The 17802-nt window shown below is 62.3% G+C and carries 16 protein-coding genes; 5 read left to right on the top strand and 11 right to left on the bottom strand.

The features are described 5' to 3' along the window. The first annotated feature begins 164 nt into the window (after positions 1 to 164). From EPO61_14900 to EPO61_14885, 4 genes are all read left to right on the top strand, one after another. Positions 165 to 971 carry a JAB domain-containing protein gene (locus tag EPO61_14900; GenBank protein ID TAJ07247.1) on the top strand — a complete coding sequence of 269 codons (807 nt, stop codon included), beginning with the start codon at positions 165 to 167 and terminating at the stop codon, positions 969 to 971. 94 nt (positions 972 to 1065) lie between these two features. Then, entirely contained in the window at positions 1066 to 1827 is a 762-nt protein-coding gene (locus tag EPO61_14895; protein TAJ07246.1) for a YqgE/AlgH family protein, read from the top strand. Between the two features lie 13 nt (positions 1828 to 1840). After that, a complete protein-coding gene (locus tag EPO61_14890) occupies positions 1841 to 3940 on the top strand; it encodes an elongation factor G (GenBank protein TAJ07245.1) in 2100 nt (699 codons plus the stop codon). 19 nt (positions 3941 to 3959) lie between these two features. After that, complete coding sequence (locus EPO61_14885) at positions 3960 to 4556, top strand: hypothetical protein (GenBank protein TAJ07244.1); 597 nt, start codon at positions 3960 to 3962, stop codon at positions 4554 to 4556. A 366-nt stretch (positions 4557 to 4922) separates the two neighbouring features. Here the strand turns inward: EPO61_14885 and EPO61_14880 are convergent, their stop codons facing one another. From EPO61_14880 to EPO61_14830, 11 genes are all read right to left on the bottom strand, one after another. Next, complete coding sequence (locus EPO61_14880) at positions 4923 to 6290, bottom strand: Do family serine endopeptidase (GenBank protein TAJ07243.1); 1368 nt, start codon at positions 6288 to 6290, stop codon at positions 4923 to 4925. 16 nt (positions 6291 to 6306) lie between these two features. Continuing rightward, the gene (locus tag EPO61_14875; GenBank protein ID TAJ07242.1) at positions 6307 to 6933 is read right to left on the bottom strand and encodes a hypothetical protein; all 627 of its coding nucleotides are present in this window, start codon (positions 6931 to 6933) and stop codon (positions 6307 to 6309) included. A gap of 63 nt (positions 6934 to 6996) precedes the next feature. Further along, on the bottom strand, positions 6997 to 7602 hold the full coding sequence (plsY, locus tag EPO61_14870; protein TAJ07241.1) for a glycerol-3-phosphate 1-O-acyltransferase: 606 nt from the start codon (positions 7600 to 7602) through the stop codon (positions 6997 to 6999). 42 nt (positions 7603 to 7644) lie between these two features. Then, positions 7645 to 8358, bottom strand: coding sequence for a CDP-diacylglycerol--glycerol-3-phosphate 3-phosphatidyltransferase (gene pgsA, locus EPO61_14865; protein TAJ07240.1), 714 nt, complete (start codon positions 8356 to 8358; stop codon positions 7645 to 7647). After that, entirely contained in the window at positions 8297 to 9253 is a 957-nt protein-coding gene (locus EPO61_14860) for a KpsF/GutQ family sugar-phosphate isomerase (protein TAJ07239.1), read from the bottom strand. The genes pgsA and EPO61_14860 overlap by 62 nt, the downstream gene beginning before the upstream one ends. Next, positions 9250 to 10083 carry a 3-deoxy-8-phosphooctulonate synthase gene (locus EPO61_14855; GenBank protein ID TAJ07238.1) on the bottom strand — a complete coding sequence of 278 codons (834 nt, stop codon included), beginning with the start codon at positions 10081 to 10083 and terminating at the stop codon, positions 9250 to 9252. Before EPO61_14855 ends, EPO61_14860 begins: the two co-directional genes overlap by 4 nt. Before the next feature lie 106 nt (positions 10084 to 10189). Further along, on the bottom strand, positions 10190 to 11800 hold the full coding sequence (locus EPO61_14850; GenBank protein TAJ07237.1) for a CTP synthase: 1611 nt from the start codon (positions 11798 to 11800) through the stop codon (positions 10190 to 10192). Between the two features lie 42 nt (positions 11801 to 11842). Further along, positions 11843 to 12619, bottom strand: coding sequence for a 3-deoxy-manno-octulosonate cytidylyltransferase (kdsB, locus tag EPO61_14845; GenBank protein TAJ07236.1), 777 nt, complete (start codon positions 12617 to 12619; stop codon positions 11843 to 11845). Next, positions 12612 to 13622, bottom strand: a complete 1011-nt coding sequence (rfaE1, locus tag EPO61_14840) for a D-glycero-beta-D-manno-heptose-7-phosphate kinase (GenBank protein TAJ07235.1) — start codon at positions 13620 to 13622, stop codon at positions 12612 to 12614. Before rfaE1 ends, kdsB begins: the two co-directional genes overlap by 8 nt. Positions 13623 to 13637: 15 nt before the next feature. After that, positions 13638 to 14426, bottom strand: coding sequence for a signal peptidase I (gene lepB, locus EPO61_14835; protein ID TAJ07234.1), 789 nt, complete (start codon positions 14424 to 14426; stop codon positions 13638 to 13640). Next, entirely contained in the window at positions 14423 to 16234 is a 1812-nt protein-coding gene (locus tag EPO61_14830) for an elongation factor 4 (protein ID TAJ07233.1), read from the bottom strand. The genes lepB and EPO61_14830 overlap by 4 nt, the downstream gene beginning before the upstream one ends. A 102-nt stretch (positions 16235 to 16336) precedes the next feature. Between EPO61_14830 and bioA the strand changes: the two genes are divergently transcribed. Next, the gene (gene bioA / locus EPO61_14825; GenBank protein ID TAJ07232.1) at positions 16337 to 17740 is read left to right on the top strand and encodes an adenosylmethionine--8-amino-7-oxononanoate transaminase; all 1404 of its coding nucleotides are present in this window, start codon (positions 16337 to 16339) and stop codon (positions 17738 to 17740) included. The last annotated feature ends 62 nt before the right edge of the window (positions 17741 to 17802 follow it).

Genomic DNA, 17802 nt, shown 5'->3' with positions numbered 1-17802 from the left:
TATCAGACCATGGATGTCATTTAAGTAATATCAATATGTTACGCATGTTGGCCTAGGTGATGACATGGCCGTAGCAAAGACAATGATTCCAAAAATCGTCACTTTCCTGCGTCATAATTGTCACACCTACGTGGTTTTTCCGTTTTGTCTTGAGAGGTTGTGAGGTGGGAGAACAGAGCCGTCCCGGAGGCATCAACCGGTGGCCGGAGAGCGAGCGGCCACGCGAGCGACTGGCCCGTGAGGGACCGGAATCCCTCTCCGATGCGCAGCTCTTGGCCATTCTCTTGCGCGTGGGGCGGCAGGACCGGTCTGCGGTGCAGGTGGCGATGGATCTGTTGGCGCAATCGTCCGGGTTGGGGAGTCTGGCGAGCCAGGGATTCGAGGAACTCTGCCAAGTGCCGGGGATCGGTCCGGCCAAGGCGGCGCAGTTGAAGGCGGCCATCGAATTGGGTAAGCGCGTGTTGGCGGCCCCGCTCTCGACGGGGACGCGCATCGGGTCCAGCCGGGACTTGTTCGCGCACTATCACCCGCTTCTGCGCGATCTGCGTCACGAGGTCTTCAAGATCATCTTGCTGGATGCGAAGCATGCCATCATTCGGGACGCGACGGTGTCCGTGGGAAGCCTCACGCTCAGCATCGTTCACCCGCGGGAAGTGTTTACGTTGGCGGTGCGGGAATCGGCTGCGGCCGTGATCTTTTTGCACAATCACCCCAGCGGTGACCCGGCTCCCAGCCAGGAGGACCGGCTGCTGACCGAACGGCTGGTTTCGGTCGGCCAGCTCCTGGGCATTGCCGTGCTGGATCACCTGATCGTCGGGGACGGCCGCTATGTCAGTTTCGCCGACCAGGGCTGGTTGAGCGAGCGGGCCGGCCCCTTGTCCGACGGAACTGCGGTCCCGGCCACGCGCCGGCGCGGACGTAGGCCTCAAGCCCTGCGGAAGCGGTCCGGGCCAGACGGGTCGGATACTTGATGCACGGGAAGGGGCGGGGTCGCGGAATCCATTTGCGGGCGCCGGTGGGTTTACTATAAGCTCGTTACGAAGTGTCGGCAGGGGGTGGTCGAGGATGACCAACCACGGGCCAAGGGCGCAGCGGACGGTCCCGACGGGGCCGGCATTCGGTGTGTGCCTGGTCCTGGCCGTCTCTCTGGTCGCAGCAACCGTGCTGGCGCTCTCGTCCCGGCCGGTCGTTGCCGGAGCACGTCTCACCGGCGCAATCTCGACGCCCCTGGGGAAAGGGGTATTTCTCGTCGCCAGTCCCAGCCTTCTAGATCCGAACTTCCGCCACACCGTCATTCTGATTTGCGACCATGGGTCAGCGGGGACGCTGGGGCTGGTCCTCAATCGTCCGACCAATTTCCTCCTGTCCGAGGCCCTGTCCGACGTGCCGACCTTGCAAGGCACAGCCCATCTCTTATTTGCCGGCGGACCGGTGCAGCCGGAAGCCCTGCTCATGCTGTTCCGGCTGACGCAGGAGCCGGCGCAGGCGCGTCGGGTGTTGGAGGGCATCTACCTCGGCGGGAATCTCAAGGATCTCGAACGGGTCATTGCCAAGCCGTCGCCGGCCGAGACATTTCGGGCTTTTGCCGGCTATGCTGGATGGGGGCCGGGCCAACTGGCATCGGAAATGGCCCAAGGCTCTTGGCGGGTGCTGCCGGCGGATGCCGCAAGCATCTTCGAGAAAAATCCGGCCGATCTCTGGCAGGAGTTGAACGACAGACCGGAGCTCCCAGGCCAGATCCAAGCCCTCGACCGACGGGGGACGTCCGGAACCCGGACCATCGTCGGATTTGATGCGCATGTTCCTGAAACCCCAGTTGCGGGCTGAACAGGGAGGTGCCATGAAAGACGTGACTATCAGCAACATCCGCAACATCGCGCTCGTTTCCTATACGGGCGCGGGGAAAACGTCGTTGGTCGAGGCCCTCCTCTATACGGCCGGGGCCATTCCCGCGATGGGGTCGATTCCCAGCGGCACGACGGTCTGCGATTACGAGCCGGAAGAAACGCACCACAAGGTGTCCATCGGCGCATCGGTCGCCCACTTCGACTGGAAGGGGGTCCGGTTCAATGTCATTGACGCCCCCGGGGCATTGAGCTTTCAAGGCGAGGCCAGGATGGCGCTTCGGGCGGTCGATGGTGTCCTGATCGTGGTTAGTGCGGCGGCCGGCGTGAAGACTGAGCTGGAGAAGATTTGGTCCAGCATCAAGGAGCTGGGCTTGCCCTGCCTATTGTTCGTGAACGACCTCGACAAGGATCGGACCCTCCTTGGACCGGCGCTGGAGGGCTGCGAGAAAGCGCTCGAGTTCAAGGGATTGCCGGTTGCAGTCCCGATCGGGGAAGGGCCACAGTTGGAAGGGGTGGTGGACCTTGTCGGAGGGGCGAGCTGGCGGCCGGTCAAGGACAGTCCCAAGGTGCAGCAGGGGACGATTCCTGCGGCCCTGGCCGGCCAGTGCGCGGAGGCGCGCAAGAAACTGGCGGAAGGGGTGGCGGAGACGGATGACCGGCTGCTGGAAAAGTATCTGGCCGAAGGCGATCTGACGGCGGAAGAGCTCACCAAAGGGTTGAAGAATGGGACGCAAAGGCTGAGCTTCCTGCCGGTCCTCTGCGGCTCGGCGGTGCGGAACATCGGCTCGACCTTGCTGCTGGACATGCTGGCCGGGTGCCTGCCGTCGCCGGTCGAGCGGGAAGCCCAGGCGCCGCTGGCTGGGCTCCACCCCCAGACGGGGGAGCCGGTGACGCGCAACGCCGACCCGACCGACCCCATGTCGGCCTACGTCTTCAAGACCATCATCGATCCCTTTATGGGACGGTTGAGCTATGTGCGTCTGCTCTCCGGGACGCTGGCGGCAGATGCGGCTTTCTACAATTCGACCCGTACGGTGAAGGAAAAGGGCGGCCACGTCTTCTGGATTCTCGGGAAGAAATATGTCCAGGTGCCGCTGCTGAAGGCCGGGGAGATCGGCGCCATCGGCAAACTCAAGGACACCCAGACCGGTGATACGATCTGCGACGATCATCATCCCATCCGCTATCCCAATCCGCACCTGTCCCGGCCGGTCATGTCCTTCGCCCTGGAGCCCAAGTCCAAGGCGGATATCGAAAAGGTCAGTCTGGGGCTGCACAAGCTGGTCGAGGAGGACCCCACGCTGGAGTTTGTCCGCAATAACGAAACCAAGGAAATGATTCTCAGCGGCATGGGCCAGTTGCACGTGGACGTGACCTTCGAGAAGCTGCGGCGGAAGTATGGGGTGGACGTCAACATTCATACGCCCAAGGTGCCCTACAAGGAAACGATCCGCAAAATGGCGCAAGCCCAGGGGAAGTACAAAAAGCAAACCGGCGGGCACGGACAGTTCGGGGATTGCTGGCTCCAGCTCGATCCCTTGCCGCGCGGGAAGGGGGTTGAGTTCGTCAACAAGGTGGTCGGCGGGGCCATTCCCCGAAACTTCATCCCGGCGGTGGAAAAGGGAGTCATCGACGCCACGCACGAAGGGATTCTCGCCGGGTTTCCGGTGGTGGACCTGCGCGCGACCGTCTATGACGGGTCCTACCATACGGTGGACTCGTCGGAAATGTCCTTCAAGATCGCCGCCTCGATGGGCTTCAGAAAAGCCCTGGAGTCCGCGCAGCCGATCCTGTTGGAGCCGATCATGACGGTCGAAGTGACCGCCCCGGACGACGCGGTGGGGGCGGTGATCGGGGATTTGAATTCACGCCGGGGCCGCATCCTCGGCGTCAACGCCACTGGGGCCACCGAGACCATCAAGGCCCTGGTGCCCCTAGTCGAGCTGCTGAAATACACGCCCACGCTCAACTCGATCACCGGCGGCCGCGGCAGCTACGCCATGGAGTTCCATTCCTACGAAGAAGTCCCCCGCGACCAGGCCCAGCGCATCATCGACGAGCATAAGGCCACCAAGGCAGCGGTGCATCAATAATCATTGTTGGAGATAATAGATGGAGCTAGCCCGTCTCGTTCTCGAATACATGAAAGTCCTCTTCTCTGCTCCAGTTATCTTCGGCGTCGTGGCACTGGCCTTTCTGATGATGTTTCGCAAAGACATCGCTGGGCTTATCGGGAGGATATTTCGCATAAAATTTCCAGGTGGAAGCGAAATCATCGCGTCACAGCAAGAAAGGGTTCAAGAAGACATTGCCCCGAGGCAGCAACCGCCAGCCCTCGCGGACCAAACGCAGATTCTGTTGCCAGTGGGAATCAATGTGAGTCAGGAACAGGCTCAGCAGATTCGCCAGCTTATCCAGTCTGAGCGGGCCAATGCTGCACTTTGGGAGTATCGTTATCTGAATTTATTTTTGGTGCGATCAACGCAGGCCGTATTAGACTGGCTCGCTACTCTCCCGCAGCCTGTTTCGCGCAATTTTTTCGATTCATTTCTCCAGCCATTCATTCCAGATGCAAACGAACGTGGTGCTATTTTCGCCGCAATCCAAAGCCACCACTTGGTCAGCGAGGTTGAGAATTTATACAGATCACCCCCAAAGGTCGTGAGTATCTGCAATGGCGAGGATCGTTGCCACCAGTGCCGGTGCTGACTGGTAGGACCTAAATCTGATGCTCTCACCAGTTGGCAATTGAAGCGTCGAATTGTGTGAGTGTGAATTAAAAACAGTTAGAACTGGCAGCCGGGGCCAGGCCTCTAAGCGGTCTGGCCCCGTTCTCTTTTTCTCTCTTCGCCACGGATGGAAGGGATGGGCAGGGGGCAGCGTGGCGGGAAAGCTATTTTTGAAGGGTGGCCTGGTTGATCCCCCACTGCGCGCATCGAGCGAGCACGTGCTTATTGCGCGCTCTGCGAGCACAGGGGATTAACCAGGCCGCCCTCTCTTCTCTTCGTCATCCGTGGCTATCTTGGGTTCATTGAACAGGCAGGGGAGTGGGAGGGGTGGGCCAGCCGTGGCCTCTCACTTGTCACTGGGTTTCAGCACCACATAAAACGCCCGGGTTTCGCGCAGGACGCGTAGCAGGATCGTCTCGCCGCGCCGGACCTGTTTGACGGCGGCCGCAAATTCGTTGACCGTGCCGACCTCGCTGCGGTTCACTTCCTTGATCAGATCGCCCTCCCGCAGTCCCTCCGTGTAGGCGATGCTTCCCTGGTCCACCTTGGCGATCAGCACCCCCTTGCTGTCCCGCAGCTTGAACTTCTCGGCCAGCTCGCTGGTCAGGTCCTGCACGTCGATGCCCAGCTTCATCTCGGCGCGTGACGCGGGGAGGGAGGCGACGATGGGGGCGTCCTTCCGCTCGGTCAGGGCCACGGCCAGCGTCTGCCGCCGTCCGTCGCGGACCACTTCGATGGAGGTGGTGGCGCCCGGTTCCAGCGCGGCGATCAGGCGGGAGAGGGCGTTGGGCGTATCTACGACTTTCCCGTCCACCTTGGTGATGATATCGCCCGGCTTGATGCCGCCGCGTGCCGCCGGATCGTGCTCGAACACTTCGTTGACCAGGACCCCTTCGGCTTCCGAGACGCCGAACTTGGCCGCCAATTCGCCCGTGACCGGTTGAATGCCGACCCCCAGCCAGCCCCGGACGACCTTACCGTGGGTGCGCAGTTGCTCGAAGACCTGTTTGGCCATATTCGAGGGGATCGCAAAGCCGATCCCCTGGGCGAAATTGATGATGGCGGTGTTGATCCCGATGACTTCACCGTGGACGTTGAAGAGGGGGCCGCCCGAATTGCCGGGATTAATGGAGGCATCGGTCTGGATGAAATTCTCGTACCGCGACAGGTTCATGTTCTCCCGGCCTATGCCGCTGACGACGCCCAGGGTCACGGTGCGCTCCAGGCCGAAGGGATTGCCCACGGCCAGCACCCACTGGCCGACTTTCACGGAGCCCGAGTCGCCGAACGTGGCGCTGGGCAGAGGACGATCGGTGGACACCTTCAGCACGGCCAAGTCCGTGTCCGGGTCCTTTCCGATGACCTGCGCGATGAGCTTGGTGCGATCCGATAGGCGTACTTCGACTTCGTTGGCCTCGCCGACCACGTGGTTGTTGGTGAGGATGTAGCCGTTCCCGTCGATGATCACGCCCGATCCGGTGCCGGGCGAATTGGGCGGCGGCCGGTCCTTCGGGCTGTCTTTGGAACGCCCCGGTCCCGGGGAGGGCAGGATATTGACGACCGAGGGCTTGACCCGTTCGGCCAAGTCCGTGATGACCCCCTGCATTTCTTCGAGCATGCGGAGCCCGGCGCTTTCCGCGGCAGCCGGTTGCGGCAAGGGCCAGGTTGCCAGGGCGCCGAGGATGAGGAGGGTTCGCAGAGGCTTGAGCGTCATGGGCGGGGCCTCTTTCTTATGCCAGGGCGCGTTGACGTTGGGTGAAGAGTTGCGTGTCGGTTTGCAAATCGTCCCGCCGTCCGATCAGGATGACAATGTCGCCGGGACGAAATGCGATGCTGTCCGGCTGGGTCAAGATGGCGGTTCCCCGGAGGATCGCGACGACGTGGGTGGAAGCGGCCAGTCCGAGTTGCGCGGGCGCGCGGCCGCTGGCCGAAGCTCCGTGGTTGACCACGACCCGCTCCAGGGAGGCGGCACGGGTGAACAAGTCGTGCTGGACCTTGAGTAATGTCTCGCGGAGGGTTTCGGCTTCCAGTTCCCGCATCAAGGCTTCCACTTGGCCCAGGTCGCCTTTGAGAAGGCGAATCCTGGAGGTGGCCTCGGCGAGGAGGTGGTCGATCTCTTGCCGGTTGGAGTCGGAGTGCGTTGCCGCACCGCCCTCTGTCAGGCGGGAGACGATTTGCTCGCCGATCCTCTGGTGGATGGCTTCGATCTGCTGATCCATGGCTGAGGCTTGCCAATGGAGCTTGAGGATCTGTACTTTCCGGTTCACGCGCTCGGAGACGGCAATGACGACTTCGTGCAGGCCGGTGAGCGTGACGGTGAGCTCTTTGCGGATGCGATGGAGAAACTCGGTAGTCATGGGCTATTGGACCTTATTTGCTCGCCGTGGTCAAATATTCAGCGTCGGATAAGATCGATTATGTCAACTCGTAGATTGGCCGATCTTCGATTCGGTCCCGTTTAGGAGCCGTTTGATATTGCCCTGGTGCTTCCAATAGATCGCCACGCTGATGGCAATCGTAAAGGCCACGAAGGCTGTGCTCTTCCCGGCTGCCCATGCGCCCCCAGGTAGCACGGCAAAGGCAGTCAAGGCCGCCCCCGATGAATAGCGCCAGATTCCGGCCGTGATCAGCCAGGTCGCCAGCAGCATGAGCCCCAGCCATGGCGCCACGCCGGCGACCGCCCCCATGGCTGTAGCCACGCCTTTGCCGCCTCGAAAGCCGAGGAAGACCGGAAACAGATGCCCGACGATCGGTGTCGCCGCGACGGCTAGGATCAGCGGTTCCTGGTGCAAGCTCTGGGCGGCAATCCAGGCGATCAGCCAGCCTTTGCCCATATCGCCGATCAGGGTCAGGAGGCCGGCTGTTTTTCCGGACACCCGCAGCACATTGGTAAACCCAATGTTCTTGCTGCCGACGGTGCGCGGGTCCGGCAAGCCCAGGCATTTGGACACCAGAATTCCGAACGGGATGGCGCCAAGCAGATATCCGGCTACTGCCAGGCCGGCAGCGATCCATTCTTCTGCCATCTCAGTGCTTCACCGGCATGCACGGTCATTGTTCAAGTGATGCTAGATGTATTTGGATGCGATTTGTCGCCAGAAACTTGCGAGATACTGGCCGCCGGAGAACAGGCCGAGGGCTAGGGCCAAGTATAAGATGGCCGTCCCCAGGAGGTGCAAGGGCCAGGCGATGGCGGTCAGGCTGTCCTCCAGAATGAGCATGACGATGGCCACCACTTGCAGGGCCATCTTCCACTTCCCGATCGTTTCCGCTGCCAGCACCACCCCTTCCGTCGCGGCGATGGCTCGGATCCCGGTCACCGCCAGCTCGCGCGCGATGATGACGATGGCTACCAGGGCCGCAACCCGATCGAATTGCACCAGCAGAATGAGGCCGGACAAGACGAGCAGCTTGTCGGCAATCGGGTCGAGGAGTTTCCCCAATGTGGTGATCTGGCCGGTGCGCCTGGCAACATAGCCATCCAGGAGGTCTGTCACCGCGGCCACGGCGAACACCAGGGCGGCAGCCAGGGACCGGTCCGGTGTGGGATTGGCGAACAAGACCACGAACACCGGAATCAACAGGATCCGCGCGAAGGTCAGGAGATTGGCCAGGTTGACGTTCGTGGCCAGCGCGGCGCGGGCCTGGACCAGGAACCCTGGGGCTCCGGTGGGCTTGACTGCGTCGGTTGCGCGTAAGCTCAAGGAATCTCCACGATGGTTAGACGACACCGCTCTTGAGCAAGTCGTGCAAGTGGATGATGCCGGCGATGCGGCCCGCATCCTCCACCACCAGGGCGGTGATGGAATATTGCTCCATGATCTGCAGGGCCTTGGCCGCCAGTTCGTCCGGCCCGATGGTTTTGGGCCGTTTCGTCGCCAGATCTCCGGCGCGGGCCGTGGCCAGATCCATGCCCTTTTCCAGAACCCGGCGCAAGTCTCCGTCCGTGATGATGCCCAGGAGTTGACCGGCCTGGTCCACGACGGTGGTCAGGCCGAGCTTCTTGGCCGTCATTTCGAGAATGGCGTGGTGGGCGGAAGCCTGGCCAGACACTTGCGGAATTGCGGCGCCTTGGTGCATGAGGTCTCGGACTTTGAGCAGGAGGCGGCGGCCGAGCGTGCCGCCCGGGTGAAATTGCGCGAAATCGTCTTCCTTGAACCCGCGTTTTTGCAGCAAGGCGATGGCCAGGGCGTCCCCCATGGCGAGCGTCGCCGTCGTGCTGGCGGTCGGGGCCAGGCCCATGGGACAGGCCTCCTCCGGCACCGAGACGTCCAGGACGATCTCGCTGTTCTTGGCCAGCGTCGACTGGGTCCGGCCGGTCATGGCGATGACGGGGATGTTCAGGCGCTTGACGAAGGGCAAGAGCTTGAGCAGTTCTTCCGTTTCGCCGCTGTTGGAGATGGCGATCAGCGCGTCGCGACGGGCCAGCATGCCCAGGTCGCCGTGAATGCCTTCGGCCGGATGGAGAAAGAAGGCCGGGGTGCCGGTGCTGGCCATGGTGGCGGCGATTTTCTGTCCGATGAGGCCGGACTTGCCCATGCCAGAGACCACGGCCTTCCCGGTGCAGCCGTACAGCAAGTCCACGGCTTCGGTGAACCGGTGGTCGAGACGTTCGACCAGGCCGGCGATGGCCTTGGCCTCGATCGCAAGCACGCGTTTGCCTTCCGGAACGCTCATGCTATCGGTGCGCCTTTCCCTGCCGCCTCGCAGATCCTGAGCAGCCGCTCCAGCAACGGCTTCAATGCGTGCAATGGAACCATGTTGGGGCCATCCGACAAGGCGACGTCCGGATTCGGATGGACCTCCATGAAAAACCCGTCGCAACCCGCGGCCGCCGCGGCGCAGGCCAGGGGGGTGATGAACTCCCGCTGCCCCGAAGATTTGGTCCCGGCGCCGCCCGGCAACTGGACGCTATGGGTGGCATCGAAGACCACCGGGTAGCCGAAGCTCCGCATGATCGGCAGGGAACGCATGTCCACGACGAGATTATTGTAACCGAACGAGGAGCCCCGCTCGGTCAGGATGATGCGCCGGTTGCCTGCTTCTTCCAGTTTCTTGACGGCGTTGGCCATTTCTCCCGGCGACAGGAACTGGCCCTTCTTGACGTTGACCACCCGGCCGGTCTTGGCCGCGGCGACCAGCAGGTCGGTCTGCCGGCACAGGAACGCCGGAATCTGAAGAACGTCGACCACCTCCCCTGCCCGCGTGGCCTCCTCCGGCCCATGCACGTCGGTCAACACTGGCACGCCCACCTGCTCGCGCACTTTCTTGAGCACGGCGAGTCCTGCCTCCAACCCGGGACCTCGAAAGGATGTGATGGAGGTCCGGTTGGCCTTGTCGTAGGACGATTTGAAGACGTAAGGGATGCCGAGCGCACGGGTGATCTCGGCAATGCGTTGCGCGGTCTCGAGCGCGAGCCCTTCGCTTTCGATCACGCAGGGGCCGGCGATGAGAAAGTGGCGGTGCGAGGCCCCGATTTTGAACGGGCCGAGATCCACTTCATGCATGGCAGATCCAATGATAAATGATGAACGATGAATGATGAACGGCGGAACGGTCCGCTCTTCCATGGATTTCATTCATCATTTTGCCTTCAGCATGCAGCGTTGTTTTTCAGTGTCCGCACTTGCGCCGCAGGGCCGCGCCGATGAACGCGCTGAACAAGGGATGCGGCCGGTGCGGGCGCGAGGTGAATTCCGGATGGAACTGCGTGGCCAAAAACCAGGGGTGTCCCTTGAGTTCGATGATCTCCACCAGACGCCCGTCCGGAGACAGGCCGGACAACACCAGGCCCTTAGCGGTCAATTGTTCCCGGTAGGCGTTGTTGAACTCGTACCGGTGACGGTGGCGTTCGCGCACTTCGGTCACGCCGTAGGCCTTGTGGGCCAAGGTGCCCTCTTCGATCCGGCAGGGATACGCGCCCAGTCTCATGGTTCCGCCCAGCTCTTGCACCGAACGCTGGTCGGCCATCAGGTGGATCACCGGGTGCGGACTCTGCGGGTCGAACTCGGAACTGTTGGCGCCTTTCAGCCCGGCGACGTTTCTGGCCATCTCGATCACCGCGCACTGCATGCCCAGACAGAGGCCGAGGAACGGCACGCCTCGTTCGCGCGCGAAGCGGATGGTTTCGATCTTGCCCTCGATGCCGCGCACGCCGAATCCGCCGGGAATCAGGATGCCGTCCGCGTCCCGCAACAGCCGTTCGTTCCCGACCCGCTCGATCTCGTCCGATTCGAGCCAGTGGATGGTGACGCGCGTCTCATGGTCGATGCCCCCGTGCACGAGCGCTTCGGTCAGGCTCTTATAGGACTCCTTGAGTCCCACGTACTTGCCCACGAGTGCGATGGAGACTTCGTGTTTGGGATACTTGATTTTCTGCACCATCGCATCCCACTCGCGGAGGTTGGGCGGACCTGTCTCCAGATGCAGCAGCCGGATGATCAGCTCGTCCAACCCTTCCTTGCGGAAGACGATCGGCACTTCGTACACCGTCTCCACGTCCTTGGCGGTGATGACCGCGTCCTTTTCCACGTTGCAGAAGAGGGCGATCTTGGCTTTCAGTTCCGGCGGGATATACCGGTCGGTCCGGCACAAGAGGATATGGGGCTGAATGCCGATTTCCCGGAGCTTGTTCACCGAGTGCTGTGTGGGCTTGGTCTTGAGCTCGCCGGACGCGCCGATATAGGGGAGCAACGTCAGGTGGATGTAGAGCACGTTCTCGCGGCCCACGTCGTAGGGCATCTGGCGGATCGCTTCCAGGAACGGCAGGCTCTCGATGTCGCCGACGGTGCCGCCGATCTCGACGATCGTCACGTCCACGCCCTGGGCGACCTGCGTGATCGACCGCTTGATCTCGTCCGTGATGTGGGGCACCACTTGGACCGTCCCGCCCAGATAGTCGCCGCGCCGTTCTTTCGTGATGACGGCGTTGTAGATCCGACCGGTCGTGTAGTTGTTCTCCTTGGTCAAGGTCAGCGAGGTGTAGCGTTCGTAATGGCCCAGGTCCAGGTCGGTCTCCGCCCCGTCGTCGGTGACGAAGACCTCTCCATGCTGGTAGGGGTTCATCGTGCCCGGGTCCACGTTGATGTAGGGGTCCAGCTTTAGGAATGTGATCTTGAGTCCCCGACTTTCCAACAGGTTGCCGATCGAGGCCGAGGCCAGGCCCTTGCCCAGCGACGAGACCACGCCGCCGGTCACGAATATGTACTTGCTGCTGGTGGCCATGTCACCCTCCGCCTGAATGCCGTACGGTCCGGATTGGTTGCCTCATGAGGACGTTGCGGAACAAGGCGCCAGCCGTTCCAAGGTCTTGGCCGCGCCATCCAAATCTTGCGGCGTGTCGATCCGCAACGAGGGATGGTGTGTTTCCCAGACCCGGATGCGGATGCCCTGTTCGAGCGCCCGCAATTGCTCGAGCTTCTCGGCCTCCTCGAGCTGGCCGGTCGGCAGGCCGGCGATCCGCATCAGCGTTTCACGCCTGTAAATGTAAATGCCCAAGTGCACATAATGCAACCCGGACCGTCCCGGCGCCGGTTCCCCGTCCCGCACATGAGGGATGGGTGCGCGCGAGAAGTACAGGGCATGGCCCTCGTGGTCCGTGACGACTTTCACGATGCCCGGGTTGGCGATCTCGTCCGCCGTCGTCAGGCGCCGTTTCAGGGTACCCATCTCGGCCTGGCTGTCGAGGAACGGCTCGATCAAATCGCTGAAGAGGCCCGGGTGAAGCGCGATCTCGTCCCCCTGCAGGTTGACGAAGACCTCGCCAGGAACCTGGCGGGCCACGCCCGCGACCCGGTCCGTCCCGGTCCGGTAGGGCTCCTGCGTGAGCATGACCTGGCCTCCGAATCCCGTGACGGCGTCGCTGATGCGTTGGTCGTCGGTGGCTACCAGGACCTGACGGATGTGCGGGACATCCCGCACCCGTTCGTAGACGTGTTGAATCATGGGCTTCCCGGCGAGGCGGGCCAGCGGCTTGCCGGGAAAGCGCGAGGACCCGTAGCGGGCCGGAATGACGACGGTGACCGATGTCGTTGGGCTAGCCATGTTGCAAGGCCTCGGTCAGTTGCGTCGCGGTGACGGTTGCCGTACCGACCATGCCGACGACGATGCCGGCCGCCTGATTCGCCAGGATGGCGCTGTCTCTCAGGGACGCGCCGGTTGCCAGGGCCAGCGCCAGGGTGCCGATCACCGTGTCGCCCGCGCCGGTCACATCGAAGACTTGCCGGGCCATCGTCGGAATGTGCCAGGCCGCTCCGTCCGGCTCGAACAGGCTCATCCCCTTCTCGCCTCTGGTGATGAGGACCGAGCGACAGCCCAGCCGTTGGCGGATGACTTCGCCGGCCTCGGTCACGGACCGGTCATCCTCGGCCTGGATACCTGCGGCCTGTCCCGCTTCCAGATGATTCGGGGTGAGAACCGTCACGCCTTTATAGTAGGCAAAGTGTTCGACCTTGGGGTCCACGATGATCGGGATGCGACGGAGCGCAGCCAGGCGGGTCAACTCGGCCATGAGCGGCGCCGTGACCACGCCTTTGGCATAATCGGAGACGACCAGGCAGGAGATCTGTCGCAGCCGGGACTCGACGTGCCGGATAAGGCGGCGCTGGATCGCTGCTTTGATCTCGACCGCCCGCTCGACGTCGAACCGGACGATTTGCTGATGGTGGGCTACGACGCGGGTCTTGCAGGTAGTCGGCCGGTCCGGATCGACCACAATGCCGCTTCTGGATGCCTGCCCTCCGCCCATCTGCTTGAACAGGCGCCGCCCCTCCTCGTCCGATCCCACCACGCCGCAGAGGTCGGCCTTGCCCCCCAGAGTGAGAATGTTGTGGTACACGTTGGCCGCGCCGCCGAGTTGGCGGGATTCCGACTGGACGTGGACGACCGGCACCGGGGCTTCGGGGGAAATGCGGCTGACCTTGCCCCAAATATAATGGTCCTGGATCAGATCGCCGAGGACCAGGACGGTGGCCTGGGGAAAGCGTCGGATATGCCCGATCAGCTTTGAATTTTGAGTTTTTAGTTTTGAGTTCAACTCACGACTCATGTCGCGTCACGTGGTTTAGCGAATGGCCTTGCCGAATCGTTCCCATCGTACCCAGTCCTGCCAGGCGCCCTGCCCGCTCCAGGACCAATAGATCCGGAACGCCTTGCCCTTGATCTTTTCCTCGCTCACGAACCCCCAGAACCGGCTGTCGAGGCTTTGGTCCCGGTTGTCGCCCATGACGAAGTAGGACTGTGCCGGGACGGTGATCGGTCCGAAGTTGTCGCGCGGGTTGATATGGCCGTCGATGACGCCGGGATCAACCCGCTGGGTGAAGGCCCGGTCATCCAAAGGGGCTCCGTTCACGTGCACGATCTTGCGGCGGATCTCGATGGTGTCGCCGGGCAGGCCCACGATGCGTTTGATGAAATCCTTCTCTTCATCCTCCGGGTACCGGAATACGATCACGTCGCCGCGTTCCGGTTTGCCGAAGGACAGCACCGTCCGGGACGCGTAACAGGTGACCGGCGGGAAGCTCATGCGGAACTTGCAGTCGGCGGGCCACTGCAACCCGTAGGAGAGCTTGCTGACCAGGATATGGTCTCCGATCAGCAGCGTGGGGATCATGGAGCCGGAGGGAATCTTGAACGCCTGCACGACGAAGACGCGGATCGCGAAGGCCAGCAGCATCGCCACGACGATCGCCTCCGCGTACTCGCGCAGCAGGGATTTGCCGGCGCGTGAGGCGACGCCGGCCGTCGCGACCGGCTCGGCCGCCGAGACGGACTCCGGCATGGCAGGGTCGGCGTGGTGCACCGCAGTCCCCGTCACGTCCTCCACTCTGGGCTGGTCCTGCTCCAGGCTCATTCGCCGGTCACCTTCAGCAGGGCCAGGAAGGCCTCCTGCGGCACTTCGACGCGCCCGATCTGTTTCATCCGCTTCTTGCCTTCCTTCTGTTTCTCCCACAGTTTCCGCTTTCTCGAAATGTCGCCGCCGTAACACTTGGCGGTGACGTTTTTCTTGATCGCGCCTACCGTTTCGCGAGCGATCACTTTGTTGCCGATCGCCGCCTGAATGGCGATTTCGAACATCTGTTTGGGGATGAGCTCCTTCATCTTCTCGGCCATCTGCCGGCCCCGGATATGGGCTTTCTCCTTGTGGGCGATGAAGGACAGCGCGTCCACGGTCTCCCCGTTCAGCAGCATGTCGATTTTGACGAGGTCCGATTCACGGTAGCCGATCAACTCATAGTCAAGCGACGCATATCCTTGCGTCTTGGATTTCAGCCGGTCGTAGAAATCCAGGATGACCTCGTTCAAGGGCAATTCGTACGTGAGCATGACCCGCGTCGGGTCCAGATAGTGCAATCCCTTCTGGGTGCCGCGCCGATCCTGGCAGAGCTGGAGAATGTTGCCGACGTAGCGCTCCGGCGTGATGATCGTGGCTTGGATGAACGGCTCCTCGAAGCTGGCGATGGCCGACGGGGTCGGCAGTTTTGCCGGGTTGTCGATCTGGAGGATGTCCCCCTTCGTGGTGAGGACTTGGTACACCACGGTGGGCGCGGTGGTGATGAGCGTGAGTTCGTATTCCCGCTCGAGCCGCTCCTGGATGATCTCCATGTGCAGGAGTCCGAGGAAGCCGCAGCGAAATCCGAACCCCAGCGCCAGCGAGGTTTCCGGTTCGTAGGCGAACGAGGAATCGTTCAACCGCAGCTTTTGCAACGCGTCGCGCAGGTCCTCGAATCGGGCCGTGTCCGTGGAGTAGAGTCCGCAAAAGACCAGGGGCTTGACCTCTTTGTAGCCGGGCAGCGCCGAGTCGGTGGAGCGGTTCGCATCGGTGATCGTGTCGCCGATTTTGGTGTCGGCGGCTTCCCGGATGCCGGCGCAGACATAGCCGACTTCCCCGGTGTTCAGCCGCTCGGTCTTCGTGCGCTTCGGCGTGAATTGGCCCACTTCCAGTACGTCAAAGACTTTGTTGTTCGACATGAGGCGGATCTTCGTGCCGGGTTTGATCGAGCCGTCCACGATCCGGGTCAGGACGATGATGCCTTGGTAATTATCGAACCAGGAATCGAAGATCAGGGCCTTCAGGGGCTTGTCCGAATCTCCCGAAGGCGGCGGCACCCGGGCCACCACGGCTTCCAGGATTTCCCTGACGCCCTTCCCTTCTTTGGCGCTGACCAGCAACGTGTCGGCTACATCCAGTCCCAAGACCTCCTGGATCTGGTGCTTGACCCCTTCCACATCCGAACTCGGCAGGTCGATTTTGTTGATGACCGGGAGGATCATAAGATTGTTGGCCATGGCCAGGTGCGCATTGGCGATCGTCTGGGCTTCCACCCCTTGCGTGGCATCCACCAACAGAATGGCGCCTTCGCAGGCGGCCAGGCTGCGGGATACCTCATAGGTGAAGTCCACGTGCCCCGGCGTATCGATCAAATGCAGCTGGTACGTCTGCCCGTCGTCCGCCTTGTACCGGATGGCCACCGCATGGGCCTTGATCGTGATGCCGCGCTCCCGTTCCAGGTCCATGGCATCCAGGATCTGGTCTCGGGACTCGCGGGCGGTGATGGCCCCCGTCGTTTCAAGGAATCGGTCAGCGAGGGTAGATTTCCCGTGATCGATATGGGCGATAATGGAAAAATTCCTGATGCGGGTTTGCAAGTCCTTGCTCATGCTCGTAAATCAGCCCATTATAGGCGGTCATTGCCGGGTTGTCAAAGAAGTGAACGGCCCGTATAATCCGGCGATTCGTCACGTGGATGCGGCTTGGCTTGCATGACTCCCTCTTCTGACGCAAAACAGCTTGCCGACTGGGACCGCCGGTACCTCTGGCACCCCTTCACCCAGATGCAGGAATGGGAGCAAGAGTCTCCCCTGATCATTGAGCGGGGCCGCGGCTCTTGGCTGATCGACACCCAGGGCCGTAAGTACCTCGACGGAGTCTCCTCGATCTGGGTCAATGTTCACGGCCACCGGCATCCCACCCTCGATCGCGCGATCCGCACTCAGCTCGGGAAAGTCGCCCACAGCACCCTGCTGGGCTTGTCCAGCCCGCCGGCCATTGCCCTAGCCCGATCGTTGGTGAAGCTGGCTCCACGCGGATTGACGCGGGTGTTCTATTCGGACGACGGCTCCACCGCCGTGGAAGTCGCGCTGAAGATGACCATCCAGTACTGGCGGCAGCGCCATCCCAAGGCCGGCCCCAAGCGGACCTTTCTGCATCTCCAACTTTCCTACCATGGCGATACGGCCGGGGCGATGAGCATCGGCGGGATCGGTCTGTTCCGGGACCGGTTCAATCCCCTGCTGGTACGCGCGATCGCCGCGGAGCCGCCGTATTGCTACCGCTGCCCTTTGAAGAAAACCTATCCGACTTGCGGGTTGGCCTGTGTCGCCCCGATCGAGCAGATTCTGAAACGGCGGCATCGCGACATTGCCGGGCTGGTCATCGAGCCTGTGGTGCAAGCGGCCGCCGGGATGCTGACGGCGCCGCCCGGCTATCTGGCCCGCATCAGGGAACTCTGCACGAAATACAAGGTCCTCTTGATCGCCGACGAAGTGGCCACGGGATTCGGGCGGACCGGGAAGATGTTCGCCTGTCAGCATGAGCAGGTCACCCCGGATTTGATGGCCGTCAGCAAGGGGCTCACCGGCGGCTATCTCCCGTTGGGGGCGACATTGGCCACGGAGGCAATCTATCGCGCGTTCTTGGGACAATACGGGGAATGGAAGACGTTCTTTCATGGCCACAGCTACACGGGCAATCCCCTGGCGTGCGCGGTTGCCTTGGCAAACCTGGAGGTGTTCCGAACGGAAGGGACGCTGGCCCGCATGCAAGGCAAGATTCGCACGTTGCGCCGGCTGCTCAAACCGGTTGCCCGCTTGGCGCATGTGGGGGACGTCAGGCAACGAGGGTTCATGGTCGGCATCGAACTGGTCAAGGACCGAGCCACGAAGGAGCCCTATCCGCTGACGGAGCGAAAAGGCCATTGGGTGGTGATGGAGGCGCGCCGACGCGGTCTGCTGCTCCGGCCTTTGGGCAACGTCGTGGTCCTGATGCCGCCGCTGGCCGTCACGGTGACGGAACTGTCCCGCATGACGGCGATTGTTTCTGCTGCGATCCGGACGGTGACCGAGCCCCCGCCGGCCGCCGGCCGGCGCCCGCGCATGCGGCCATAGTCGGGGAAAAGCCTTTTGTGTTGGGACGATTGCGCCGATAAGGTACACTGGCGGCTCAATCT

It is taken from the genome of Nitrospirota bacterium (assembly GCA_004296885.1).
Taxonomy (GTDB): domain Bacteria; phylum Nitrospirota; class Nitrospiria; order Nitrospirales; family Nitrospiraceae; genus SYGV01.
The sequence above is the reverse complement of the archived record's forward strand: the minus strand, read 5'-3'. Positions and strand labels throughout refer to the sequence as shown.